26 protein-coding genes and 4 tRNA genes are annotated in these 24,893 nt (G+C 53.9%); 13 read left to right on the forward strand and 17 right to left on the reverse strand.

Translation table 11 applies throughout. The annotated features are described in order from the left end of the window. Positions 1-95: 95 nt before the first annotated feature. From F3J30_RS05715 to F3J30_RS05730, 4 genes are all read left to right on the forward strand, one after another. Positions 96-171 (forward strand) — tRNA-Val (locus F3J30_RS05715). A gap of 42 nt (positions 172-213) precedes the next feature. Next, a tRNA-Val gene (locus F3J30_RS05720) sits at positions 214-289 on the forward strand. 30 nt (positions 290-319) lie between these two features. After that, a tRNA-Val gene (locus F3J30_RS05725) sits at positions 320-395 on the forward strand. 4 nt (positions 396-399) lie between these two features. Further along, positions 400-475: transfer RNA gene (locus tag F3J30_RS05730), tRNA-Lys, on the forward strand. 59 nt (positions 476-534) lie between these two features. Here F3J30_RS05730 and F3J30_RS05735 read toward each other — a convergent pair. The 3 genes from F3J30_RS05735 to xapA all read right to left on the reverse strand — a co-directional run bounded on the left by F3J30_RS05735 (position 535) and on the right by xapA (position 3,623). Further along, complete coding sequence (locus F3J30_RS05735) at positions 535-1,422, reverse strand: LysR family transcriptional regulator (RefSeq protein WP_166716492.1); 888 nt, start codon at positions 1,420-1,422, stop codon at positions 535-537. 68 nt (positions 1,423-1,490) lie between these two features. After that, positions 1,491-2,747, reverse strand: coding sequence for a nucleoside permease (locus F3J30_RS05740; protein WP_014071238.1), 1,257 nt, complete (start codon positions 2,745-2,747; stop codon positions 1,491-1,493). A gap of 51 nt (positions 2,748-2,798) precedes the next feature. Beyond that, entirely contained in the window at positions 2,799-3,623 is an 825-nt protein-coding gene (gene xapA / locus F3J30_RS05745) for a xanthosine phosphorylase (RefSeq protein ID WP_166716494.1), read from the reverse strand. 211 nt (positions 3,624-3,834) lie between these two features. Here xapA and F3J30_RS05750 point away from each other — a divergent pair, with 211 nt between their 5' ends. Further along, positions 3,835-4,179, forward strand: a complete 345-nt coding sequence (locus F3J30_RS05750) for a FlxA-like family protein (protein WP_014071240.1) — start codon at positions 3,835-3,837, stop codon at positions 4,177-4,179. On the opposite strand, the gene F3J30_RS05755 is transcribed toward F3J30_RS05750, so the two are convergent. Next, positions 4,170-5,111: a LysR family transcriptional regulator gene (locus tag F3J30_RS05755; protein ID WP_166716496.1), complete on the reverse strand. Its 942-nt coding sequence runs from the start codon at positions 5,109-5,111 to the stop codon at positions 4,170-4,172. The two genes, F3J30_RS05750 and F3J30_RS05755, sit on opposite strands and share 10 nt — an antisense overlap. A gap of 89 nt (positions 5,112-5,200) precedes the next feature. On the opposite strand from F3J30_RS05755, the gene F3J30_RS05760 reads away from it, so the two are divergent. Further along, positions 5,201-6,196 carry a bile acid:sodium symporter family protein gene (locus F3J30_RS05760; protein WP_014071242.1) on the forward strand — a complete coding sequence of 332 codons (996 nt, stop codon included), beginning with the start codon at positions 5,201-5,203 and terminating at the stop codon, positions 6,194-6,196. Here F3J30_RS05760 and F3J30_RS05765 read toward each other — a convergent pair. From F3J30_RS05765 to zipA, 3 genes are all read right to left on the reverse strand, one after another. Continuing rightward, a complete protein-coding gene (locus tag F3J30_RS05765) occupies positions 6,193-6,408 on the reverse strand; it encodes a DUF3820 family protein (RefSeq protein ID WP_014071243.1) in 216 nt (71 codons plus the stop codon). The two genes, F3J30_RS05760 and F3J30_RS05765, sit on opposite strands and share 4 nt — an antisense overlap. A 1-nt stretch (position 6,409) precedes the next feature. Then, positions 6,410-8,425 carry an NAD-dependent DNA ligase LigA gene (ligA, locus tag F3J30_RS05770; protein WP_166716507.1) on the reverse strand — a complete coding sequence of 672 codons (2,016 nt, stop codon included), beginning with the start codon at positions 8,423-8,425 and terminating at the stop codon, positions 6,410-6,412. 69 nt (positions 8,426-8,494) lie between these two features. After that, positions 8,495-9,481, reverse strand: coding sequence for a cell division protein ZipA (gene zipA, locus F3J30_RS05775; protein WP_166716511.1), 987 nt, complete (start codon positions 9,479-9,481; stop codon positions 8,495-8,497). 230 nt (positions 9,482-9,711) lie between these two features. On the opposite strand from zipA, the gene cysZ reads away from it, so the two are divergent. From cysZ to crr, 5 genes are all read left to right on the forward strand, one after another. Then, positions 9,712-10,473: a sulfate transporter CysZ gene (gene cysZ, locus F3J30_RS05780; RefSeq protein ID WP_166716514.1), complete on the forward strand. Its 762-nt coding sequence runs from the start codon at positions 9,712-9,714 to the stop codon at positions 10,471-10,473. A 163-nt stretch (positions 10,474-10,636) separates the two neighbouring features. Then, positions 10,637-11,608 (forward strand): cysteine synthase A, encoded by a 972-nt coding sequence (gene cysK, locus F3J30_RS05785; protein ID WP_006176601.1) that lies wholly within the window; start codon positions 10,637-10,639, stop codon positions 11,606-11,608. 317 nt (positions 11,609-11,925) lie between these two features. Continuing rightward, positions 11,926-12,183 carry a phosphocarrier protein Hpr gene (ptsH, locus tag F3J30_RS05790; protein ID WP_000487600.1) on the forward strand — a complete coding sequence of 86 codons (258 nt, stop codon included), beginning with the start codon at positions 11,926-11,928 and terminating at the stop codon, positions 12,181-12,183. 44 nt (positions 12,184-12,227) lie between these two features. Further along, complete coding sequence (gene ptsI / locus F3J30_RS05795; protein ID WP_014071248.1) at positions 12,228-13,955, forward strand: phosphoenolpyruvate-protein phosphotransferase PtsI; 1,728 nt, start codon at positions 12,228-12,230, stop codon at positions 13,953-13,955. Between the two features lie 40 nt (positions 13,956-13,995). Beyond that, the gene (crr, locus tag F3J30_RS05800) at positions 13,996-14,505 is read left to right on the forward strand and encodes a PTS glucose transporter subunit IIA (protein ID WP_003861316.1); all 510 of its coding nucleotides are present in this window, start codon (positions 13,996-13,998) and stop codon (positions 14,503-14,505) included. Between the two features lie 44 nt (positions 14,506-14,549). Here the strand turns inward: crr and pdxK are convergent, their stop codons facing one another. The 10 genes from pdxK to F3J30_RS05850 all read right to left on the reverse strand — a co-directional run bounded on the left by pdxK (position 14,550) and on the right by F3J30_RS05850 (position 22,888). Continuing rightward, the gene (gene pdxK / locus F3J30_RS05805) at positions 14,550-15,386 is read right to left on the reverse strand and encodes a pyridoxine/pyridoxal/pyridoxamine kinase (RefSeq protein WP_166716518.1); all 837 of its coding nucleotides are present in this window, start codon (positions 15,384-15,386) and stop codon (positions 14,550-14,552) included. 5 nt (positions 15,387-15,391) lie between these two features. Beyond that, positions 15,392-16,303 (reverse strand): cysteine synthase CysM, encoded by a 912-nt coding sequence (cysM, locus tag F3J30_RS05810; RefSeq protein ID WP_166716521.1) that lies wholly within the window; start codon positions 16,301-16,303, stop codon positions 15,392-15,394. 115 nt (positions 16,304-16,418) lie between these two features. After that, positions 16,419-17,513: a sulfate/thiosulfate ABC transporter ATP-binding protein CysA gene (gene cysA, locus F3J30_RS05815; RefSeq protein ID WP_166716524.1), complete on the reverse strand. Its 1,095-nt coding sequence runs from the start codon at positions 17,511-17,513 to the stop codon at positions 16,419-16,421. After that, positions 17,503-18,378: a sulfate/thiosulfate ABC transporter permease CysW gene (gene cysW / locus F3J30_RS05820; protein WP_014071252.1), complete on the reverse strand. Its 876-nt coding sequence runs from the start codon at positions 18,376-18,378 to the stop codon at positions 17,503-17,505. The genes cysA and cysW overlap by 11 nt, the downstream gene beginning before the upstream one ends. Next, the gene (gene cysT / locus F3J30_RS05825; protein WP_014071253.1) at positions 18,378-19,211 is read right to left on the reverse strand and encodes a sulfate/thiosulfate ABC transporter permease CysT; all 834 of its coding nucleotides are present in this window, start codon (positions 19,209-19,211) and stop codon (positions 18,378-18,380) included. Before cysT ends, cysW begins: the two co-directional genes overlap by 1 nt. Further along, entirely contained in the window at positions 19,211-20,224 is a 1,014-nt protein-coding gene (locus F3J30_RS05830; protein WP_166716527.1) for a sulfate ABC transporter substrate-binding protein, read from the reverse strand. Before F3J30_RS05830 ends, cysT begins: the two co-directional genes overlap by 1 nt. A gap of 172 nt (positions 20,225-20,396) precedes the next feature. Continuing rightward, positions 20,397-21,296 (reverse strand): Dyp-type peroxidase, encoded by a 900-nt coding sequence (locus F3J30_RS05835; RefSeq protein ID WP_166716531.1) that lies wholly within the window; start codon positions 21,294-21,296, stop codon positions 20,397-20,399. 92 nt (positions 21,297-21,388) lie between these two features. Next, complete coding sequence (locus F3J30_RS05840; RefSeq protein WP_166716534.1) at positions 21,389-21,964, reverse strand: RpoE-regulated lipoprotein; 576 nt, start codon at positions 21,962-21,964, stop codon at positions 21,389-21,391. A 62-nt stretch (positions 21,965-22,026) separates the two neighbouring features. Further along, positions 22,027-22,476, reverse strand: coding sequence for a DUF2919 domain-containing protein (locus F3J30_RS05845; protein WP_014071257.1), 450 nt, complete (start codon positions 22,474-22,476; stop codon positions 22,027-22,029). Further along, positions 22,463-22,888 carry a GNAT family acetyltransferase gene (locus tag F3J30_RS05850; RefSeq protein ID WP_014071258.1) on the reverse strand — a complete coding sequence of 142 codons (426 nt, stop codon included), beginning with the start codon at positions 22,886-22,888 and terminating at the stop codon, positions 22,463-22,465. Before F3J30_RS05850 ends, F3J30_RS05845 begins: the two co-directional genes overlap by 14 nt. 213 nt (positions 22,889-23,101) lie before the next feature. On the opposite strand from F3J30_RS05850, the gene amiA reads away from it, so the two are divergent. Next, entirely contained in the window at positions 23,102-23,977 is an 876-nt protein-coding gene (gene amiA / locus F3J30_RS05855) for an N-acetylmuramoyl-L-alanine amidase AmiA (protein WP_166716537.1), read from the forward strand. After that, on the forward strand, positions 23,977-24,876 hold the full coding sequence (hemF, locus tag F3J30_RS05860) for an oxygen-dependent coproporphyrinogen oxidase (RefSeq protein ID WP_166716540.1): 900 nt from the start codon (positions 23,977-23,979) through the stop codon (positions 24,874-24,876). The genes amiA and hemF overlap by 1 nt, the downstream gene beginning before the upstream one ends. Positions 24,877-24,893: the final 17 nt, after the last annotated feature.

The following is a 24,893-nucleotide window of genomic DNA, read 5'->3' on the forward strand; positions in this document are numbered from 1 at the left end:
ATCGTTTTGTTTAATTTTACGACGAACGAATAAAAACTTTAGAAAATGCGTTGACTCATTTTCAACTCTCCCTATAATGCGACTCCACACAGCGGGGGTGATTAGCTCAGTTGGTAGAGCATCTCCTTTACACGGAGGGGGTCGGCGGTTCGAGCCCGTCATCACCCACCATCTACTTCACGTAGACTCGCAGTGTAGATAAGTATTGAGAATGGGCGATTAGCTCAGTTGGTAGAGCATCTCCTTTACACGGAGGGGGTCGGCGGTTCGAGCCCGTCATCGCCCACCATTCTCACCTTATCGATAGCAGTTCCGAAATGGGCGATTAGCTCAGTTGGTAGAGCATCTCCTTTACACGGAGGGGGTCGGCGGTTCGAGCCCGTCATCGCCCACCATTTCGGGTCGTTAGCTCAGTTGGTAGAGCAGTTGACTTTTAATCAATTGGTCGCAGGTTCGAATCCTGCACGACCCACCAATGTAAAAAAGCGCCCTAAAGGCGCTTTTTTACTATCTTCGATTTGAACAATGTGCGCATTACCCTGCTATCAAAGTCGCTATCAACTTATCTACTGCGGGCGTCGCCTGCCTCTCGTCATACACAACATACAAATCTGCCGGTATGCGCTCTTTAAGCGGACGGAATACCACGCCAGGCCATTGCATCTGCGCGTAGCTGTCAGCCGCGAGTGTAATACCCATCCCCATGCTAATCATCGCCAGTACCGTTTGAGGCTCAACCGCTTCACGCACTATCAGCGGTGAAAAACCGGCCTGCTGGCAGACGCGATGCAGAAAGGCCCAGTCGGAGTGGGCAGAAGGCATCGTGACAAAATACTCATTTTGCAGATCGGTTAGCGCGATAGCCGTTTCCCCCACCAGGCGGTGATCCTCGGGCATCGCAACCAAAAATGCGGCATCACGCAGCCGGATACTGCTAAAACCTGCCGAAGGTTCGGTTGCCATACGCCATATCCCCACATCCAGTTCACGCCGCTCCAGCAGCGCCATCTGCATCACCGGAGATCTTTCCCGGAAAATCACATCAACATTGGGATGCACTTTTAAATAACCGCGCATAATCGTGCGTACCTCACTCCACATAGCCGTACCGACGATCCCCAGCTCAATACGCCCTGCCTCACCCCGACCAATTTGTTCAACGCGCGCCAGAGCCTGATTGGCACTGGTCAGCAATCGACGCGACTCCTCCATCAACACTTTCCCGGCATGGGTTAACGCAACGCTACGGGAGTGACGAATAAACAGCAGCGTACCAAGCTGGCTTTCCAGCTCTTTGATATGCAGGCTTAATGGCGGTTGCGACATATTGAGACGGGCCGCAGCCCGTCCAAAGTGAAGTTCTTCCGCCACCGCCAAAAAGTAGCGTAGCAATTTCAGATCGGTTCGGTAGACGCGTTCCATCAAAACATATCCCGGAGATAACACTGAATACCCCACCTTAAATCTTTTCGCGTCAGGAACAACCCGTTTTAATGCGTCGCTGTGCGCAACGCGTTGTTTTTACCCGCGTGTCGGTAGTTAAAACACAGGAAAAACACCACGGCCAGGATCAGCGCATAAGCCGCAAATACCAGCCAGATGGTCTGCCAGTCTTTCACGCCATCAACGGAGAAATAGTCCACCGCCATCCCGCTCAGGATCGACCCCACGTATGCCCCAACGCCATTTACCATGGTCATAAATAAGCCCTGGGCACTGGCGCGGATGTCCGGCGTCACCTCTTGCTCCACAAATACCGAGCCCGAGATGTTGAAGAAATCAAAGGCGCAGCCATAGACAATCATCGACAACATCAGCAGAACAAATCCCACCACCGACGGGTCGCCAAAGGCAAACAGCCCGAAACGCAGCATCCAGGCCACCATGCTCATCAGCATCACGGTTTTAATACCAAAGCGTTTCAGGAAAAACGGGATTGTCAGAATGAAGAAAACTTCAGACATCTGCGAGACGGAGAGCAATATCGACGGATATTTAACGATAAAGCTGTCTGCATACTCCGGGTTGCGCGCAAAATCATGCAGGAAAGGGCTACCGAAGGTATTAGTGATTTGCAGCACCGCGCCCAGCAGCATCGCGAACAAGAAAAAGACGGCCATTCGCGGCTGTCTGAACAACACAAAAGCATTCAGGCCCAGTTTGCTTGCAAACGTCGGGACTGATTTGCTCTTCACTACCGGGATTTTGGGCAATGTCAGAGAATACAGAGCAAGCACCAGTGAGGCCCCCGCAGCGATGTAGAGCTGAACATTACTGAGTTCAACACCCATCAGACTGATTGCCCACATCGCCACAATAAAGCCCACCGTACCGTACACGCGTACAGGTGGAAAATGGCTCACCGTGTCCAGCCCGGCCTGCTCAAGACAGGAATAAGAGAGCGTATTCGATAACGCAATTGTGGGCATAAACGCCATCGCATTGACCAGCATCACCCAGAACATCAGGCTGGGTTCGTTGACATGCGCGGCATAGCAGAGTGCAACCGCGCACACGAGATGGCAAATCATATAGGCCCGGTCTGCGCGCAGCCATTTATCAGCAATGATGCCCACCAGGGATGGCATAACGATCGCCGCAAGCCCTTTGGAGCTATAGACCAGCCCCACGTCTGAGCCGGTAAAATGTAGGGTATTAATCATGTAGGAACCCAGCGTAACCAGCCAGCTCCCCCAGATAAAATATTGCATAAAGGACATCATCTTTAATCGGGTCGTGATGTTCATAACCTGTTCCTTTTCGCAGGGTGTGGCCCTGTTCAGGGCCACTTATTTTTATCAGGCGATTTTGCGCAGGAAGCCGCAGATAAGATTGATGAAATTCTGCCGTGAGAGTTCTGCAGCCGCCAGCGTCTGCTCATGGGACAGTTTCACATCGCCCAGCCCTTCGGCCAGATTGGTAATAGCCGATACAGCAACCACTTTCAGGTCACAGTGGCGCGCGGAAATTACTTCCGGGACAACCGACATACCCACGACATCACCACCGATAATCTGCATCATGCGGATCTCTGCCGCCGTTTCGAAATTCGGGCCAGGATAGGAAACAAACACCCCCTCGCTCAGCGGGAAGCCCTCTTCAGCCGCGACGGTTTGCAGCACGGCACGGTATTCCGCGTCATAGGCATTAGCCAGGGTGAAAAAGCGCTCGCCAAAACGCTCATCGTTTAACCCAACCATTGGCGTTCCGGGCATGGTATTGATGTGATCATTCAGGGCAACAAGGCTGCCAGGCCCGACTTCCGGGCGCAAAGAGCCTGCCGCATTAGTACTGAACAGCAGCTCGCAGCCCAGCAGTTTAAAGGTGCGGATAGCATCGGTCATGATGGTCATGCCCCGGCCTTCATAGAAATGACCGCGACCTTTCATACAAGCAACCGGAACCCCGGCAAGATGGCCTAATACCAACTCGCCCGCGTGGCCGTGAACCGTACTAACCGGAAAGCCTGGCAGCTTGTCATAAGAGAGAGCCACAGTGTCTTCAATCTGGTCTGCAAGTGCGCCGAGCCCGGACCCCAGAATAAACGCAACACGAGGGATAAAATTCGGCTTAGCTGCACGGATAATGTCGGCACAATACAATGGGTCATTCGAGAGGGTCATAAAGGCTCCTTGTGGGCGAAGAATGCGATACCACTGATCGCATGTTGCATGTCTTATATCCGGAGCCTGTGGGTTATCACCAATACACTTTCGCGGCACTATCGATACAGATTCAGTATCAATCCCCCGCTCTCCCCGCCAAATATGGCTGTTTTTCTCAAGCTACTGTCACCCGTGCCGATATCTCTTTTTTATGGCGAGAGGAACTAGCATGACAACTATTCAGGCATCAACACCCTCCATTCAGACAAGCAGTAGCGGAGGCAGCAGCAACTCAGGCGGTAACGATATCTCTTCACAGATCAGTCGCATTACATCGCAGATCACTAAACTGACCCAGCAGCTAAAAGATGTCGCTAACGGAAGTGGCAGTGCGGAAGATAAGAAAAAGCAGCAAGAGTTGCTACAGGCGCAAATCAAAATGCTGCAGGCACAACTGGCGCAACTCCAGCGCCAGCAGGCCGAAGCAGCCCAGAAAAAACAGGATCAAAAGCAGGGTAAAGAGGAAGGTGTTAATAGCCCTTCCGACAAACATCAGATTGATATCTACATCTGATAATCGGTTGGGTTAAATAGTGGGTCGCGTATCCGTGCTTCGGTTAATTGCTGAGCCTGCATACGCACCACTTCCCAGATGGCCAGCGCCGCACCAGAGATAGAACGATTTTTACGCCTGACCAGCATCAGCTTACGGTCGATAGTCGGTGTAAACCGTTTCACTGTCAGATGGCTTCCCTGAGGCAGCGGCAGCGCAAGTGCGGGTAACACGCTAATGCCTATCCCCGCTTCAACCATCGGAAACAGCGTGGCAGGATGACCGATCTCCTGCACTATCCTTGCATTGACCCCCTGCTCCGCAAGCGCGGCATCAATCAGCGGGCGACTTCCCGAGGCGTAATCCTGAAGCACAAGATCCGCCCCTTCCATCGCCTGCCATGTTACCTCCGGCAACGATGCCAGCGGATCGTCGTCACGACATAACAGTAAAAATGGTTCCGAAAGCACAACTTCGCATTCAAGATCGCTCACGGCACCAGGATCGATAACGATCCCGAAATCCACATCCCCCTGACGAATGCTCTCCAGTACCCACTGCTGTGGTCTGTCATGCAGGACAAAATCGATATCCGGAAAGCGATGATTACTTTCAGCAATGCACTGCGGAATAAGATGCGCGGAGATGGTCTGGCTGGCCGCCACTCTCACCGTACCGGAAAGTTGTTGCCCGAGCCGGCCCACATCCCGCAGCGTGATGTTCAGCTCGTCCAGTAACCTTTCGAGCCGGGAAGCCAGTTGCTGACCTGCATCGGTGAGCACCACTTCGCGCGTGGTACGGTCAAGCAGCCGCACCCCGGTCTGCATCTCAAGCTCTTTCACGCTATGGCTGACCGCCGACTGGCTTAAACCGATTATTTCTCCTGCCCGGCTAAAGCTACGGGCATGTGCCACGGTCACAAAGACACGAAGCTGACGTAGGGAATAATTCATCTTTTTTATTCATGAATGGATGCAATAAATCAATTTTATTTCTCAAACAGAAAAAAGCACAATAGCGAAATCTGTTTTCAGGAGTCACTATGAAACTCTTTCGTATCCTTGATCCATTTACGCTTACCCTTATCGTTACCGTCTTACTGGCCTCTTTTTTCCCGGCACGCGGCGGCTTCGTCCCTTTCTTTGAAGGGTTAACGACCGCAGCGATCGCCCTGCTGTTCTTTATGCATGGGGCCAAACTCTCCCGCGAAGCCATTATCGCTGGCGGTAGCCACTGGCGGCTCCACCTGTGGGTGATGTGCAGCACCTTCATTCTGTTCCCGATCCTTGGCGTGCTATTTGCCTGGTGGGCGCCAGTGAATGTCGACCCGGCGCTGTATACCGGATTCCTGTATCTGTGCATTCTGCCCGCGACCGTTCAGTCTGCCATTGCGTTTACCTCGCTCGCTGGCGGCAACGTCGCCGCAGCCGTTTGTTCTGCCTCGGCATCAAGTCTGCTGGGGATTTTTGTCTCCCCGCTGCTGGTTGGTCTGCTGATGAATATGCACGGTGCGGAAGGTAACCTGGAACAGGTGGGTAAAATCTGTTTGCAGCTGCTGCTGCCGTTTGTGCTTGGGCATCTTTCCCGTCCGTGGACTGGCGCATTTGTAGCGAAGCACAAGAAATGGATCTCGAAAACCGACCAGACTTCGATTCTGCTGGTGGTCTATTCCGCGTTCAGTGAAGCCGTTGTGAACGGCATCTGGCACAAGGTTGGCGTGGGGTCGTTACTGTTTATCGTTGTTGTCAGCATTGTGCTGCTGGCAATTGTGATTGCCGTCAACACCGTCGTCGCCCGCAAATGCGGCTTCAATAAAGCAGATGAAATCACGATTGTCTTCTGCGGTTCGAAAAAGAGTCTGGCGAACGGTATCCCGATGGCCAACATCCTGTTTCCGACATCAGTGATTGGGATGATGGTGCTGCCGCTGATGATTTTCCATCAGATCCAGCTTATGGTCTGCGCGGTACTGGCACGTCGCTACAAGCAACAGGCAGAAAAGCAGGCGCAGGAAGAGACCCGCGCCGCGAAAGCTTAAGGGCGTTTCAGGGGCTGAACCAATTGCGTCAGCCCCTCAGTTTTGATCAGTAATGTGATGGACATCAGCTCACCCAGCCGCCCGGCCGGAAATTGATCCTTACGGGCAAACCACAGCAGATACTCTTCCGGCAAATCAATCAGCCTGCGGCCTTTGTACTTGCCGAACGGCATCTCGGTGTTGGCGATATCAATGAGCTGTTCTTTTTCCACATTACTCTCCTAACAGGCGCAGCATTTCGGCTTCGTCGATAACCGCAATGCCCAGCTCCTGTGCTTTGGCAAGCTTCGAACCCGCCGCTTCTCCGGCAATCACCAGGTCTGTTTTCTTTGACACACTGCCCGCCACTTTCGCCCCCAGCGCCACCAGACGTGCTTTTGCATCATCACGCGACAACTGGCTCAGGCTCCCGGTCAGCACCACCGTTTTACCGGCGAACGGGCTGTCTATCTCTTCTGCATTCACCACCACCGGCGCAGGCCATTTAATGCCCTCTTCCAGCAACTTACCGATCACCTCACGGTTACTCTCTTCGGCAAAAAAGTTAAAGACGTGTGTGGCAACCACAATACCCACATCCGGCACTTTTTGTAGCTCGTCGAGAGTCGCTTTTTCCAGCGCCTCCAGCGTACCAAAATAGGCCGCCAGCCCTGCCGCTGTCGCCTCGCCCACCTCACGAATGCCCAGTGCATAGAGGAAGCGCGCAAAGGTGGTTTCTTTCGCTTTTTCCAGCGCATTCACCACGTTTTGCGCCGATTTCGGCCCCATACGGTCAAGGCCGGTCAGCTTACCTGCCGTCAGCTTAAACAGATCCGCTGGCGTGTGGACATACTCTTTCTCGACCAGTTGATCGATAATTTTATCGCCCATGCCGTCAACGTCCATCGCCCGACGCGAGACGAAGTGTTTCAGCGCTTCTTTACGCTGAGCACCGCAAATTAACCCGCCGGTACAACGCGCCACCGCTTCACCTTCCACACGCTCAACGTCCGATCCACACACCGGACAATGGGTTGGAAATTCAATGGCGCGGGTATCGTCAGGACGCTCTGATTCGACGACGTTCACCACCTGCGGGATCACATCTCCCGCACGGCGAATAACCACTTTGTCGCCAATACGCAGACCCAGACGCTCAATCTCATCGGCGTTGTGCAGCGTGGCATTACTGACCAGTACGCCGGCAACCTGAACCGGCTCAAGACGCGCCACAGGCGTAATCGCCCCAGTACGGCCCACCTGGAATTCCACATCGCGGACAAAAGTCATCTGTTCCTGCGCCGGGAACTTAAAGGCTACCGCCCAGCGCGGCGCACGGGCCACAAAGCCGAGCTGTTCCTGCAACTCAAGCGAGTTGACCTTAATCACCACACCGTCGATATCAAAGCCGAGCGTTGGGCGGTCTTCTTCCACCTTGTGATAAAACGCCAGCACTGCCTCGGGGGAGTCGCAAAGCTGCACGCGATTGCTCACCGGCAACCCCCACTCCCTGAATTGCAGCAGACGCCCCAGATGGGTATCAGGCAATTCACCGCCTTCCAGAATCCCCACGCCATAGCAGAAGAAAGTAAGCGGTCGCTTCGCGGTAATACGGGAGTCCAGCTGGCGCAGAGAGCCTGCGGCTGCGTTACGCGGGTTTGCAAAGACTTTGCCGCCGGTGCGACGCGCCTCTTCGTTGATCTTTTCAAAACCTGCCTGCGGCAGAAACACCTCGCCACGCACTTCCAGGCGAGCAGGGATATTCTCGCCGCGCAGCTTTAACGGGATGGCGCGGATGGTGCGAACGTTGGTGGTGATGTCCTCACCGGTTGTACCGTCGCCACGGGTGGCGGCACGCACCAGCACGCCGTTTTCATAAAGAATACTGACGGCAAGACCATCAAGCTTCAGTTCACAGCACCAGCTCAGGGTATCACTGCTTTTCAGCCTGTCCTGCACGCGCTTGTTGAACGCCAGGAAGCTCTCTTCATCAAAAACGTTATCGAGCGACAACATGGGTACTTCATGGCGTACCTGGCTGAACGCGCCCAGCGGTTCAGCGCCCACGCGCTGCGTGGGGGAATCTGGCGTAATACGCTCAGGGTGCTGCGCTTCCAGCTCGCGCAGCTCGCGCATCAGGCGATCGTACTCCGCATCCGGGATCTCCGGCGCGTCCATAACATGATACAGATATTCATGATGGCGAAGCGTGGTTCGCAGTTGAGTCAGTTGTTGTTCGATTGAGTCCATATCGCACCATCAATGAGAAAAAACCCCCGACATGCGGGGGTTGAGGAGGAGTTGAAGTTAACGCGGAAATTACGCGTTGGCTTCCTTAACTTCGCGGATGCGGTCCTGATACTCGCGCAGTTTCTGCGGCGTCATCATGCGGCGCTGGTCGTCGAGCACCACACCACCCACTTCGTCGGCAATGTGCTGAGCAGACTGGAGCATCAGCTTAAAGTTTTGCAGCTCGTCACCGTAAGACGGCACCTGCATAAAGATGGTCACGCCAGGCGTTACGAAATCACCGGTCATTTCCGGGTCAAACGTACCTGGGTTCACCATGTTAGCCAGGCTGAACAGCGCAGGGCCGCTACCGTCAGGGCTCAGGTGACGATGGAAAATATTCATATCGCCAAACTTGAAGCCAGCCTGTTGAATACTGTTAAGCAGTACATCGCCATTCAGATGGCTGCCATGATGAGCGGCCACGTTCATGATGATAACGGCTTCTTTACGCTGCGGTTTTTCAACCACAGGGGCCTCTTCAACAACAGGTTCAGGCTCAACGTGCGGAGCTGGCGCTGGCGCAGGTTGCGGCGCAGGCTGCGGCGCAGGCTGCACATGAACAGGCTGCTGCGGTTGCTGTACCGGCTGCTGAGGCTGTTGCACAGGTTGCTGTTGAACTGGCTGCGGTGCAGCAGGCTGCTGATGAACAGGCTGTTGCGGCGGCTGGCGTACCGGCTCTTCCACAGGCTGCGGCGCGTGCTGGCGCGGCTGTGCAGAAGCATACGGCGGTTGATACTGGTGCTGCGCGGCGCGAGGTGCTTCATGCTCCCCATGGCCTGCGCCGGGCGCAGTATTGACCCGATGAACGCGAACTTCACCCACGCCGTCGTCTTCGCTATCGTCGATGTCGTCTTCACCGTCATCTTCGTCACGACTGGACTTCATGCGCTTCAGTGGGCGATCGCGAAACATAGAAGAACGTTCTTTACGGCTGGTCCAGAAACCATGTACCAGTAAAGCGATTATGGCGATCGCGCCAACAATGATTAATATCAGACGCAAATCCTGCATCATTATATTCTCTGTTGTTCTAACACCTTGCCACCACGGCAAACATTTACTCACTAAGAGTATTTGCCGTTGACGTCAAGTGCAAGTGTGTGCAGAGCATTCACAGCATAAAGATGAGTTAAATCGTGCTTTTTGCTGTTTTTTCGAACATTTCCGAACTGGTCATTGGTCCGTAACTGGATAATATAGTCGTGCAATTCCACTGGTTGTGAAAAAAGGAGTACAGCCTGGTCATGGTTTCAACATCAACATCCGCCCCTCGCAGCGGCGTTCACTATTTTTCTCAGGGCTGGAAACTCGTTTCTCTGCCGGGCATCCGCCGCTTCGTGATTTTGCCTCTATTAATCAACATCCTTCTGATGGGTGGCGCGTTCTGGTGGCTATTCACGAAACTGGAAAGCTGGGTCCCGGCCATCATGGGCCACGTTCCGGACTGGCTCCAGTGGTTAAGCTATCTGCTGTGGCCCATTGTCGTTATCTCGGTGCTGCTGGTGTTTGGCTACTTCTTCTCAACAATCGCCAACTGGATAGCCGCGCCTTTTAACGGCCTGCTGGCAGAACAATTAGAAGCGCGTCTTACCGGTGCCACACCGCCAGATACCGGCGTGCTGGGAATAATGAAAGATATTCCGCGCATCATGAAGCGCGAGTGGCAGAAGCTGGCCTGGTATATGCCGCGCGCGATTGTGCTGCTTATCCTTTATTTTGTGCCTGGCATCGGCCAGACGGTGGCCCCGGTACTGTGGTTCCTGTTCAGCGCCTGGATGCTGGCAATTCAGTACTGTGATTACCCATTCGATAACCACAAAGTGCCGTTTAAAGAGATGCGCACTGCCCTGCGCACCCAGAAAGTTGCCAACATGCAGTTCGGCGCGCTCACCAGTCTGTTTACCATGATCCCCGTTCTCAACCTGTTCATCATGCCGGTGGCCGTCTGCGGGGCAACAGCGATGTGGGTGGACTGCTACCGTGCTAAGCACGCGTTATGGAAGTAATGCAAAAATGTGTAAACAAGGGGTGGCTTATGCCGCCCCTTATTCCATACTGATCCCCATTATTTCCTTGCAGCATATAGATATGCGAATTCCTTACTTCCCCATACTTATTCAACAGGTATGCTGGGTCGGTATCCCAATTTCATACAGTTAAGGACAGGCCATGAGTAAGATTTATGAAGACAACTCGCTGACTATCGGTCATACGCCCCTGGTTCGACTGAACCGTATCGGTAATGGACGCATTCTGGCGAAGGTCGAATCACGTAACCCAAGCTTCAGCGTAAAATGCCGTATCGGTGCAAACATGATTTGGGATGCTGAAAAACGTGGCGTTCTGAAGCCTGGCGTAGAACTGGTTGAGCCAACCAGCGGCAACACCGGTATTGCACTGGCCTACGTTGCAGCCGCGCGCGGCTATAAGCTGACGCTGACCATGCCTGAAACCATGAGTATTGAACGTCGCAAGCTGCTGAAAGCGCTGGGTGCAAACCTGGTTTTGACCGAAGGCGCTAAGGGCATGAAAGGTGCCATCCAGAAAGCCGAAGAAATTGTGGCCAGCGATCCAGCGAAATATCTGCTGCTTCAGCAGTTTAGCAACCCAGCCAACCCTGAAATTCACGAAAAAACCACCGGCCCGGAAATCTGGGAAGATACTGACGGTCAGGTTGATGTGTTTATCTCTGGCGTGGGTACTGGCGGTACGCTGACTGGTGTTAGCCGCTATATTAAAGGCACAAAAGGTAAAAAAGACCTGATTACCGTTGCCGTAGAGCCAACTGACTCCCCTGTTATTGCCCAGGCGCTGGCGGGTGAAGAGCTCAAACCAGGCCCACATAAAATCCAGGGTATCGGTGCTGGTTTTATTCCAGGTAACCTGGATCTGAAACTGATCGATAAAGTTGTTGCTATCACCAACGAAGAAGCCATCTCTACCGCCCGTCGTCTGATGGATGAAGAAGGTATTCTGGCCGGTATCTCTTCCGGTGCTGCTGTAGCCGCTGCACTCAAACTTCAGGAAGATGAAACCTTTACCAATAAGAATATTGTGGTTATCCTTCCTTCCTCGGGTGAGCGTTACTTAAGCACTGCACTGTTTGCCGACCTCTTCACTGAGAAAGAGCTGCAACAGTAATGCCAGCATGTTAAAAACGCGTAAAAAAGCACCTTTCTGGGTGCTTTTTTGTGGCCTGCTTCAAACTTTTACCCCTCCTGGCATTGATTCACCTCGTTGGGTCTGGTATTTAAACCAGCAATTATTTTGATGCGTGAAATTAATCAGTGAACGAAATAGCCTTGCTGAATCGATTTTATGATTTGGTTCAAGTCTTGCTTTCACTGCATAATGTTTAATGACGATCGAAACGTCAGCGCTAACAATACAGGCTAAAGTTCAGTCGCCAGGCTAGACTTTAGTTCCACAACACTAAACCTATAAGTTGGGGAAATACAATGTTCCAGCAAGAAGTTACCATTACCGCTCCGAACGGTCTGCACACCCGCCCTGCTGCTCAGTTTGTTAAAGAAGCGAAAGGCTTCACTTCTGAAATCACTGTGACTTCCAACGGCAAAAGCGCTAGCGCAAAAAGCCTGTTCAAACTGCAAACTCTGGGCCTGACTCAAGGCACCGTAGTCACCATCTCTGCTGAAGGTGAAGACGAGCAGAAAGCAGTTGAGCATCTGGTAAAACTGATGGCTGAGCTCGAGTAAGTTTCCGGGTTCTTTTAAATATCAGTCACAAGTAAGGTAGGGTTATGATTTCAGGCATTTTAGCATCCCCGGGTATCGCTTTCGGCAAAGCACTGCTGCTGAAAGAAGACGAAATCGTCATTGACCGGAAAAAAATTTCTGCCGACAAGGTTGATCAGGAAGTTGAACGTTTTCTGAGCGGTCGTGCCAAGGCATCTGCGCAACTGGAAGCGATCAAAACTAAAGCTGGCGAAACTTTCGGTGAAGAAAAAGAAGCCATCTTCGAAGGGCACATCATGTTGCTCGAAGATGAGGAGCTGGAGCAGGAAATCATAGCCCTGATTAAAGATAAAGGCATGACGGCCGATGCGGCTGCGCATGAAGTTATCGAAGGTCAGGCGACTGCCCTGGAAGAACTGGATGATGAATACCTGAAAGAGCGTGCGGCTGACGTACGTGACATCGGTAAGCGCCTGCTGCGCAACATCCTGGGTCTGGCCATCATCGATCTGAGCTCAATTCAGGACGAAGTTATCCTGGTTGCCGCTGACCTGACACCGTCTGAAACCGCACAGCTGAACCTGAACAAGGTGCTGGGTTTCATCACTGACGCAGGCGGACGTACCTCCCACACCTCTATCATGGCGCGTTCTCTGGAACTGCCAGCCATCGTGGGCACCGGTAGCGTTACCGCTCAGGTGAAAAACGACGACTATCTGATTCTGGATGCCGTAAACAACCTGGTTTACGTCAACCCAACAAACGAAGAGATCGAGCAACTGCGTGCCGTTCAGGAGCAGGTTGCCACCGAGAAAGCGGAACTCGCTAAACTGAAAGACCTGCCAGCCATTACGCTGGACGGCCATCAGGTAGAAGTGTGCGCGAACATCGGTACCGTTCGTGACGTTGACGGCGCTGAGCGCAACGGCGCGGAAGGTGTAGGTCTGTATCGTACTGAATTCCTGTTCATGGACCGCGACGCGCTGCCAACTGAAGAAGAACAGTTTGCTGCGTACAAAGCTGTTGCTGAAGCCTGTGGCTCTCAGGCAGTTATCGTCCGTACTATGGACATCGGTGGCGACAAAGAGCTGCCGTACATGAACTTCCCGAAAGAAGAGAACCCGTTCCTGGGCTGGCGTGCAGTACGTATCGCTATGGATCGTAAAGAGATCCTGCGTGACCAGGTTCGCGCTATCCTGCGTGCTTCCGCTTTCGGTAAACTGCGCATCATGTTCCCGATGATCATCTCTGTTGAAGAAGTGCGTGCACTGAAGAAAGAGATCGAAATCTACAAACAGGAACTGCGTGACGAAGGTAAAGCCTTTGATGAAGCAATCGAAGTTGGCGTGATGGTGGAAACACCTGCTGCGGCGACCATTGCGCGTCATTTAGCCAAAGAAGTTGATTTCTTTAGTATCGGTACCAATGATTTAACGCAGTACACCCTGGCAGTTGACCGTGGTAATGATATGATTTCACATCTCTACCAGCCAATGTCACCGTCCGTACTGACGCTTATTAAGCAAGTTATTGATGCTTCTCATGCAGAAGGTAAATGGACAGGCATGTGTGGTGAGCTTGCAGGCGACGAACGTGCTACACTTCTGTTGCTGGGTATGGGTCTGGACGAATTCTCTATGAGCGCCATTTCCATCCCACGCATTAAGAAGATTATCCGTAACACGAACTTCGAAGATGCGAAGGTATTAGCAGAGCAAGCTCTTGCTCAACCGACAACGGACGAGTTAATGACGCTGGTTAACAAGTTCATTGAAGAAAAAACAATCTGCTAATCCACGAGATGCGGCCCAATTTACTGCTTAGGAGAAGATCATGGGTTTGTTCGATAAACTGAAATCTCTGGTTTCTGATGATAAGAAAGACTCCGGAACTATTGAGATTGTTGCTCCGCTCTCCGGCGAGATCGTCAACATCGAAGACGTGCCGGATGTAGTGTTTGCTGAGAAAATCGTTGGTGATGGCATTGCTATCAAACCAACTGGCAACAAAATGGTTGCTCCAGTTGACGGCACCATCGGTAAAATTTTTGAAACCAACCATGCGTTCTCTATCGAATCTGATAGCGGTATCGAACTGTTCGTTCACTTCGGTATCGACACCGTTGAACTGAAAGGCGAAGGCTTCAAACGTATCGCGGAAGAAGGCCAGCGCGTTAAAGTTGGCGACCCGGTCATTGAATTCGATCTGCCACTGCTGGAAGAGAAAGCCAAGTCTACCCTGACTCCGGTTGTTATCTCCAACATGGACGAAATCAAAGAACTGATCAAACTGTCCGGCAGCGTTACCGTGGGTGAAACCCCGGTTATCCGCATCAAGAAGTAATTCTTGCCGCACAGAAAAATGGCGCCTTCGGGCGCCATTTTTGTTTATGAAGGTAAAATAAGCTCGTCGTACCCTTTCGACTGCGTATAAGTCATCACGTCCGTGACGCGATCGCCCGCACGGCGAATCGCATCAGCCACCGTTTTGCCCTCGACAATACCGCTCACCAGCTCAGAGCAGAACAGATCCCCTGTCCCTTTCAAATCGGTCTCTACACGCGGGTGCGCACTGACCGTCACGCTCTCTTTGGTCACCAGCACAACATGAATGTTTTCAGGGTCGTCAGCTACCGGAGCGCTGGTGATCGCCACCCATTTCAGCGTCTCTGACAACAGTCCCTGCGCAGCCTCAATGGCGCTTTCAGGCGTCCGGCACGGTTTACCGCTTAAGATTTCAAGCTCAAAGACGTTTGGCGTGATGCCCTGCGCCAGTGGCAGCAGATGCTGACGGTAGGCGTCTGGAATGTCGGGCTTAACATAGATACCGCTGTCGGTATCGCCAATCACCGGATCGACCAGCACCAGTAAATCAGGATGCTGTACCTTGATGGCGTTAAGCCACTGGGCCAGCAGCGCAATCTGGCTGGCACTACCCATATAGCCAGTGGTAACCGCTTTTAATTCACGCAGGATGTCACGCTCTTCCAGCGCTTTAAGATAGCCGCTAAACCACTCATCGGGGATCACGCCGCCGTAGAAGGTGTCGTAATGCGGCGTGTTGCTGAACAGGACCGTCGGCACGGCGGTGACGTTTAGCTGATGCGTTCTGATGTTCGGCACCGCAATGCTGTTACCCACGCTGCCGTACACGACCTGTGACTGCACCGCGACAATATCGGTTTGCTGCGCCCGGGATGTGTCCCGAAATAAAACCATCTCCATGATGCTTAAATCCCCGCCCCCTGCGAATAACTCTCTTCCCCAAAGACACCGGTAGACAGGTAACGATCTCCGCGATCGCAGATAATCGCCACCACCACTGCGCCCGGATTTGCCTCTGCAACCCGGATCGCGCCCGCTACCGCGCCGCCCGAACTGACACCGCAAAAAATACCTTCACGGACAGCCAGCTCGCGCATGGTATTTTCCGCCTCGCGCTGGTGAATATCCAGTACCTGGTCCACAAGCTGGGCGTTAAAAATCCCCGGCATGTATTCAGCAGGCCAGCGGCGAATACCGGGAATACTGCTCCCCTCTTCCGGCTGCAGGCCAACAATGGTGACGGGTTTAGCCTGCTCACGCAGAAAACGGGAAACCCCCGTAATGGTGCCCGTAGTACCCATGCTGGAGACAAAATGGCTGATGCGCCCTTCGGTTTGCTGCCAGATTTCCGGACCGGTAGTGGTGTAGTGTGCGTACGGGTTGTCCGGGTTGTTGAACTGATCGAGCAGCTTCCCTTCGCCGCGTTCAGCCATCTCCAGCGCTAAGTCACGCGCCCCTTCCATCCCCTGCTCTTTGGTCACCAGAATCAGTTCCGCGCCGTAAGCCCGCATAGCAGCGCGGCGTTCCTGGCTCATGTTATCCGGCATCAGCAGCTTCATGCGATAGCCTTTCAGCGCGGCGATCATCGCCAGGGCGATCCCTGTGTTGCCGCTGGTTGCTTCAATCAGCACGTCGCCGGGCTTAATCTCGCAGCGTTTTTCCGCCTGGACAATCATCGACAATGCCGCTCTGTCCTTGACCGATCCCGCCGGGTTATTGCCTTCGAGTTTGACCCAGATTTCGCTGCCGTTGCCAGGCCCCATGCGCTGAAGTTTGACCAGAGGGGTGTTGCCGATGGTGTGTTCTAATGTACTCATGCTCGTTGCCCAATAAAAAGCCCGGTGCCGCTTTCGCTTACCGGGCCTACAGAGAGCACGATTGTAGGCCGGGTAAGCGCAGCGCCACCCGGCAAAACTACGTGACCTTAACCTATCAGGCTGACTCCGCCAGAGCAATATCCTCGCGCGTTTCAATACGCTCGTTACCGTGGTAAATCCGCGCATGTTGCAAGCCAACAAACAGGCGTTCGCCCCGGAATGGCGGCTCTTCATCACGCATAACCACGGTCAACGGTTCGGTGTACCAGCCCAGAGGTTGTACTACCAATTGGGTGTAGTGACCTTTAGGGCTAGCTTCCAGCACCTGTACCGGCAGCGGTGAGTCGAGACTGGTGCGACGGCTCACATCCACTTCCCACGGGCGCAGGAACAAATCAACCGGCCCCTGATGCGCAGAGGTATAGCCCAGCGGCCAGCGGTGCGCGCCGACGTGGAATTGCCCCCCGCGAATGGTGCCCTGCAAACGGTTCACTTCGCCCATAAATTCCAGCACGAAACGGGTCGCCGGTTCGCGCCAGAGCTGTTCTGGTTCATCAACCTGCTCGATGTTACCCTGGCTCATCACCACCACGCGGTCGGCCACTTCCATCGCCTCTTCCTGGTCGTGGGTCACGAAGACGCTGGTGAACTGAAGTTCTTCATGCAGCTGACGCAGCCAGCGACGCAGCTCTTTACGCACCTGTGCATCCAGCGCGCCAAACGGCTCATCCAGCAACAGGATCTGCGGCTCTACTGCCAGCGCACGCGCCAGCGCCACACGCTGCTTCTGCCCGCCAGACAGCTGTGCCGGGAAGCGATCGGCCAGATGGGCCAGCTGCACCATCTCCAGCAACTTGGTGACTTTCGCCTTAATCGTGGCAGCGTCCGGGCGTTCACGGCGTGGCAGCACGGTCAGACCGAAAGCGATGTTATCGAACACCGTCATGTGGCGGAACAGCGCGTAATGCTGGAACACAAAACCCACCTTACGGTCGCGGGCATGAAGACGGCTCACGTCGGTGCCGTGGAAACGGATGTGTCCGCTGGTCTGATGCTCAAGCCCGGCGATAATACGCAGCAATGTGGTTTTACCGGAGCCAGACGGCCCCAGCAGCGCCACCATTTGTCCGGAAGGGATATCCAGCGAAATATCATTCAGCACCTGGGTGCGACCAAAAGACTTCTTAATATTGGCAATCTCAATGCTCATGATTTCCCTCCTGATGCTGACGTTTTTCCTGATTCTCTAAACGCCACTGCACCACACTCTTCAAAAACAGGGTCAAAATAGCCATCAGCGTCAGTAACGCTGCGGCGGTAAAGGAACCGACGGTATTGTAGTCCTGTTCCAGTAATTCAATTTGTAACGGCAGCGACAGAGTTTCGCCGCGGATCGATCCGGATACCACCGACACCGCACCAAACTCGCCAATCGCGCGGGCGTTGGTCAGTACCACGCCGTAAAGCAGCGCCCAGCGGATGTTTGGCAGCGTCACACGGCGGAACATCTGCCAGCCGGATGCGCCCAGCAGCACCGCCGCTTCGTCTTCATTGCTGCCCTGGCTCAACATCACTGGCACCAGCTCGCGCACCACAAACGGACAGGTCACAAACACCGTCACCAGCACCATGCCCGGCCAGGCGAACATGACCTGCAGGTTGTGCTCATCAAGCCAGCCGCCCAGCGGGCCATTGGAGCCGTAAAACAGCAGATAAACCAGACCGGCCACCACAGGTGACACGGCAAACGGGATATCCAGCAGGGTCAGCAGCAGCTGACGCCCCGGGAAGTTAAAGCGCGTCACCAGCCAGGCCAGCAGCGTACCGAACACCAGGTTGACCGGCACGGTGATAAGCGCAATCAGCACGGTCAGCCAGATGGCGTGCAGCATGTCCGGGTTAGCAAGGTTTTCCAGCGCTGGCATCAGCCCTTTGCTGAACGCCTGAACGAAGATATAGACCATTGGCACGACGAGGATGAACGCAGACACCAGCACGCCCGTACCAATCAGAAACCATTTTCCCCAGTTAATGCGGGGCGCGTCGTAACGCTTCAATTGAGTAACTTCTGCCATCAGTGACCTACCACACGTCGACCAAAGCGACTTTGCAGAGTGTTAATCGAGAACAGCAGCAGCAGCGATGCGGCCAGGATCACCGACGCGATAGCGCTGGCTGCCGGATAATCAAACTCCTGCAAACGCACAAAAATCATCAGCGAGGTGACTTCTGTTTTCCACGCGATGTTCCCGGCGATAAAGATAACCGCGCCGAACTCACCAAGACTGCGAGTGAACGACAGCGCCACGCCCGCCAGCAGCGCCGGAGACAGCTCTGGCAATACCACTTTGCGGAAGCTCTGCCACCGCGTAGCGCCCAGCGTTTCAGCCGCTTCTTCGTATTCCGGGCCTAACTCTTCTAGCACCGGCTGAACGGTACGCACCACAAACGGAATACTGGTAAAGGCCATCGCCACGGCAATTCCAAGCCAGGTGTAGGTCACTTTGATATCAAACTTCGCCAGCCATTCGCCGTAAAAACCGTTCACGGAAAAGAGCGATGCCAGGGTTAAACCGGCGACCGCCGTCGGCAGGGCAAAGGGCAAATCCATTAACGCATCGAGCAATGTACGGCCCGGGAAACGGTAGCGGGTTAAGATCCACGCCATCAGCAGACCGAATACGCCATTGAAAATCGAGGCCACAAACGCCGACAGCAGCGTCACTTTGTAGGCGGCCACCACCTGAGGGTTGGTGACCACTTCCCAGTACTGCGACCAGCTCATCTGCGCGAGCTGCATCACCAGCGCGCTCAGCGGCAACAACAAAATCAGGCAGACGAACAGCAGGCTGGTCCCGAGGCTTAAGGTAAAGCCCGGCAGCACACGTCTGGAAGAAACTGCAAACATTACTTACGCCCCGCCGCCAGCAACTTGTCTAACTCACCGCCACTGGCAAAATGTGTTTTCATCACATCAGGCCAGGAGCCGAAATGGTCTTCCACGCGGAACAGCTCAGTCTGCGGGAATTTGTCCTTCAGTTTGTTCATCACTTCCGGGTTATTCACACGGTAGTAATAATCAGTGATAACGGTCTGCGCCTGCGGGCTGTACAGATAGTTGAGGTAGGCTTTTGCCGCCTTCTCTGTACCGTTGGCCGCAACGTTTTTATCCACCCATGCCACCGGGAATTCGGCCAGGATATTGGTTTTCGGGATAACAACTTCAAAGCCCTGCGCTTCGTACTGCTTACGAATATTGTTCACTTCAGATTCAAAGCTAATCAGCACATCGCCAAGACCGCGTTCCGCGAAGGTGGTGGTCGCGCCGCGACCGCCGGTATCAAACACTTCGACGTTTTTCAGGAACTGGGTCATGAACTGCTCGGTTTTGGCTTTATCGTTACCGTCAGCTTTGTCCGCTGCGCCCCACGCCGCCAGATAGGTATAACGCGCGTTGCCGGAGGTTTTCGGATTCGGGAAAATCAGTTTTACGTCAGAACGCACCAGGTCGTTCCAGTCGTGAATATTTTTCGGGTTGCCCTTACGCACCAGGAAACCCATGGTGGAGTAGAACGGCGAGCTGTTATTCGGCAGACGGCTCTGCCAGTCCGCCGGGAGCAGCTTGCCTTTGTCATGCAGGATCTGCACGTCCGTCACCTGGTTGTAGGTCACCACGTCAGCTTTCAGGCCCTGAAGGATCGCCAGCGCCTGTTTGGACGAGCCCGCATGAGATTGTTTGATGGTCAGCTTGTCGCCGTTGTTCTCTTTCGCCCACTGCTGTTCAAACGGTGGATTCAGGGCGGCAAACAGCTCGCGGGACACATCATAAGAACTGTTCAACAGCTCAGTTGCCTGCGCCTGTGCCACCAGCAGTAAACCTGCCAGCGCCAGAGATCCTTTTTTCAGTACAGTAACGGCCATTGAGCACCCTTATAAATGTGATGACTATCTAATGGTCATAATATTTATAACGAGTACGAAAGGAGTAACGGTTTTATATACCGTTTGGTGATTTACAAGCAGAAAAGAGAATAAGGGTGCGGCCTGATGCCCTCACCCCAGCCCTCTCCCACAGGGAGAGGGAGAAAGGTCATTACAGCGCCAGCAGGCGCTCAACGGACGGCGCGAAGTAGTAGCCGCCGGTTACCGGTTTGGTGAAACGCAGCATCGCATCGCGCTTGCCGTCGGTATCACCAAACATGCTCAGCAGTTGCTGTTCGATATTGTACAGACGTGCGCAGTACGCGCAGAAGTACAGGCCATGCGTGCCGCTTGCCATGCCATACGGCAGGCTCTGGCGAACAATCTTCAGGCCTTTGCCGTCTTCTTTCAGATCAACACGGGTCAGGTGAGACGTAACCGGACGGTCGTCGCCGTCGATCTCTTCGTTGGCTTCTTTGGTACGACCGATCATCATCTCCTGGTCGTGCACGCTCATGCGGTTAAGCTGCTTGAGGTTGTGCTCCCAGCGCTGCACGAACACATAGCTGCCGCCTGCGTCCACACCGTCTTTGATGACCGCCACTTCACGGCGCGTCTCTTCACCCGCCGGGTTTTCAGTACCGTCAACAAAGCCGCTCAGATCGCGCTCTTCTACCCAGCGGAAACCGTGCACTTCTTCCTGCACGTCGATGCTGTCGCCAAACGCTGCTACCGCCGCCTGCGCAACAGAGAAGTTCACGTCGTGACGTAAAGAGAGAATATGAATCAGTACATCGTACTGGGTCGCTGGCGCAAGACCTTTACCGTAAGGGATAAAGTCTTTCAGCTCTTCAGCCCCTTCGCCGCCGCTCAGCTGACGCCAGACGTTATTACCGAAGGCAACAACCGCACCCAGGTGGGCGTCAGGGAATTTGGCCTGGAAGGAGGCCAGTTTATCAACGAATACTTTGCTGGCCGCACGCAGGGCATCCACGTCCCCTTTTACATTGGCTTCAATCCAAATCGCCGCGCGGCAATGTTCTGGCAAAATGCCACTCTGAACCTGAGACATCGCTCCTCCTGAAATAAAGATGCCACGACAACGTGGCATTCATGGCGGCTATTATACCTGGATTTCAGCGGGGCGGTTTGTTCAGACGCAAATTACTGCTTCCAGATAATTTTGCTCACTTTCCAGTTTTTCAGCGTATCGTCAGACGGCATTAACCCTTCCGGGCCGCTCCAGGTGCCGGTAAAGAGGTAACTGATGTGCGCGCTGCCTTCTGCTTTACACTCCACCGCCACGCTGTCGTCGGATGGCACGCTGGTGCAGTTGCCGAAAGCCTGTTTGTAGAGCTCGCTAAATGGCGTACCGACTTTCACACCGCTTGCGGTCGGGATATCTTCGTCCAGTACCGCAACGCGGTTTACCGTGCCTTTATCACCGTTAATCACCAGCGCCAGCTTGTCACCTTTCAGCGCTTCGAAATAGTGCACGATGGTGCCATTTTCCGTTTTCATGCCACTACGCAGGCGATAGTCACTGCTCAGCGCAGACTGAATAGCGTCCTGATCCAGCGCCGTCGACGCGGTGATTTTGCCCACGCCCTGCTCGGTCACTTCTGTTGAAGAACCAAACCAGTTCCACGGATACGCGGCCGACCAGTTAATTGAGGAGAGCGTTGAGCAGCCGGTTAATGCCAGCGGGAGAGCGCATAAAAGTAAACGCAGCGATTTCATTGAAACGTCCTTACTTGTTAAATCAACGCTTGTTGGAGTGCAGCATCGGCAAAAAGTGCCGCTTAATCTTTCTCGGGCGTAAAACAGGCGCGAAGACGGGGATTAGTTAGCAGCCACATCAGCGCCACGATATCCGCCACCAGCAATCCAATCCCCAGCCCGGTGAGCGGCTCGCCATAGAGCCAAAGTACGGGCTGCCAGCACAGCAGCGCAATTTGCGCCACAATCAGCAGCCAGCGAAGCGCCTGCCACAGCCGCGGGATAAGATGGCGTCGCCCGCTGCACAGAAACGCCACCACCGCCGGTACGCCAGGCAACAATCCCAGCCAGAAGGCATCGTGATCGGGGTAAAAAAGCGTCAGCAGCGTATCGCCCTGCCCGCGTGATGCCGCGGCCATAACAAACAACACCCAGGTGCGGGCCTGCAACAGCAAAACACACCAGAACAAAAACGGCAGCCTGACACGCCCTTGCGCATCATAGTCTGCCGGATGGATCTCAGTACTCTTCATCTTCGATCAGGCGCTTACCTAAACTCAACACATCAGAATGCTCATAACCCAGGCGCTCATACATGCCCAGCACCACGTCGTTATCTTCCCGCACCATGATCTGAATTTTCGGGCAGCCGCGGGCAATCAATTTCTTTTCCAGACGATTGAGCAGCGCATTGGCGATCCCGCGACCACGGTATTCCGGATGCACACCCAGATAATAAGCAGAGCCGCGATGACCATCGTAACCGCCCATCACCGTACCAACCACTTCGCCGTTCACTTCGGCAACCAGGAACAGACTGACGTCGTGGTTCACCTTACGTTCAATGTCCATTTCCGGGTCATTCCACGGACGCAACAGATCGCAGCGCTCCCAAAGGGTGACCACCTCTTCGAAATCTTCCTGGCGAAAAACGCGTATCTCCATGGTATTAACCGCCTTTTCAGGTTTAAAAACAGTGATTATGGCGCGAACGCCGCCAATAGCCAATAACCGGCGAAAATCCCACTAAAATTTGGCATAATGTCACTCTGTCACGTATTGAAATGAAAAGTAAAACAATTATCAACAAGGACTGTCGTAACGTGAAACGCGATACGATATAACACCAGGACCCCAATTTTTTACAATTCAGGCCGCATGAGCACATTCAAACCATTAAAAGCACTCACATCGCGTCGTCAGGTTCTCAAAGCGGGGCTGGCGGCCTTAACGTTAACGGGCATCGCATCACAGGCGCAGGCAAAAGAAGAGACCGCGCTGAAAACCAGTAACGGGCACAGTAAGCCAAAAGCTAAAAAAGCGGGCGGGAAGCGCATTGTCATGCTCGACCCGGGCCACGGTGGTATTGATACCGGCGCCATCGGTAAAAATGGCTCTAAAGAAAAACATGTCGTACTGGCGATTGCAAAAAATGTGCGCTCGATTTTACGCAGCAACGGCATTGACGCCCGTCTGACGCGCTCTGGTGACACCTTTATCCCGCTCTACGATCGCGTAGAGATTGCCCATCAGCACGGCGCGGATCTGTTTATGTCGATTCACGCAGATGGTTTTACTAATCCCTCTGCGGCCGGAGCGTCGGTGTTTGCGCTCTCTAACCGTGGGGCCAGTAGCGCCATGGCGAAATACCTGTCAGACCGTGAAAACCGCGCGGATGAAGTCGCCGGGAAAAAAACCACTGACAAAGACCATCTGCTACAGCAGGTGCTGTTCGATTTAGTCCAGACCGACACCATTAAAAACAGCCTGACGCTCGGGTCGCACATTCTGAAAAAGATTAAGCCCGTCCACCGCCTGCACAGTAAAGGCACGGAACAAGCGGCGTTTGTGGTGCTGAAATCGCCGTCGATTCCGTCGGTACTGGTCGAAACGTCCTTTATTACTAACCCGGACGAAGAACGTCTGCTTGGCACCACGGCGTTTCGCCAGAAAATCGCCAATGCAATCGCCTCCGGGATCATCAGTTATTTCAACTGGTTCGATAACCAGAAAGCGCACTCCAGGAAACGTTAATGAAACCCAATGCTGAGCGGGTAAAAGAATTTCTGCTGCATTTGCAGGATGAGATTTGCCAGAAACTGGCTGCCGTTGACGGCGGTGAATTCCAGGAAGATAACTGGCAGCGAGAAGCCGGTGGCGGCGGGCGCAGCCGCGTACTGCGTAACGGCAGCATCTTTGAACAGGCGGGCGTCAATTTTTCTCACGTTCACGGTGATGCCATGCCCGCTTCCGCCACGGCGCATCGCCCTGAACTGGCTGGCCGCAGCTTTGAAGCAATGGGCGTTTCTCTGGTGGTGCATCCGCTTAACCCGTTTGTCCCGACCAGCCACGCTAACGTGCGCTTTTTCATTGCCGAAAAACCCGGTGCCGACCCGGTGTGGTGGTTTGGCGGTGGTTTCGACTTAACGCCATTCTACGGTTTTGAAGAGGACGCCGTGCACTGGCACACCACCGCACGCGACCTGTGCCTGCCGTTTGGTGAAGACGTTTACCCGAAATACAAAAAGTGGTGCGATGACTACTTCTACATCAAGCATCGCGACGAGCAGCGTGGTATTGGCGGGTTGTTCTTTGACGATCTGAACACGCCTGATTTTGACACTGCGTTCCGCTTTATGCAGGCCGTCGGCCTGGGTTATACCGATGCCTATCTGCCGATTGTTGAACGCCGTAAAAACACCGACTACGGCGTGCGGGAACGCGAGTTCCAGCTCTATCGCCGCGGGCGCTATGTGGAATTCAACCTGGTGTGGGATCGCGGTACGCTGTTTGGCCTGCAAACGGGTGGACGCACGGAGTCGATTTTAATGTCGATGCCGCCGCTGGTGCGCTGGGAGTACAGTTTCGAGCCAAAAGAAGGCAGCCCGGAGGCCGCCTTAAAAGAGTTTATTCAGGTTCGGGACTGGGTTTAACCCTTACCCCGGCCCTC

The sequence above is a fragment of the Enterobacter sp. Tr-810 genome (genome assembly GCF_011752765.1).
In the GTDB taxonomy this organism is placed as follows: domain Bacteria; phylum Pseudomonadota; class Gammaproteobacteria; order Enterobacterales; family Enterobacteriaceae; genus Enterobacter; species Enterobacter soli.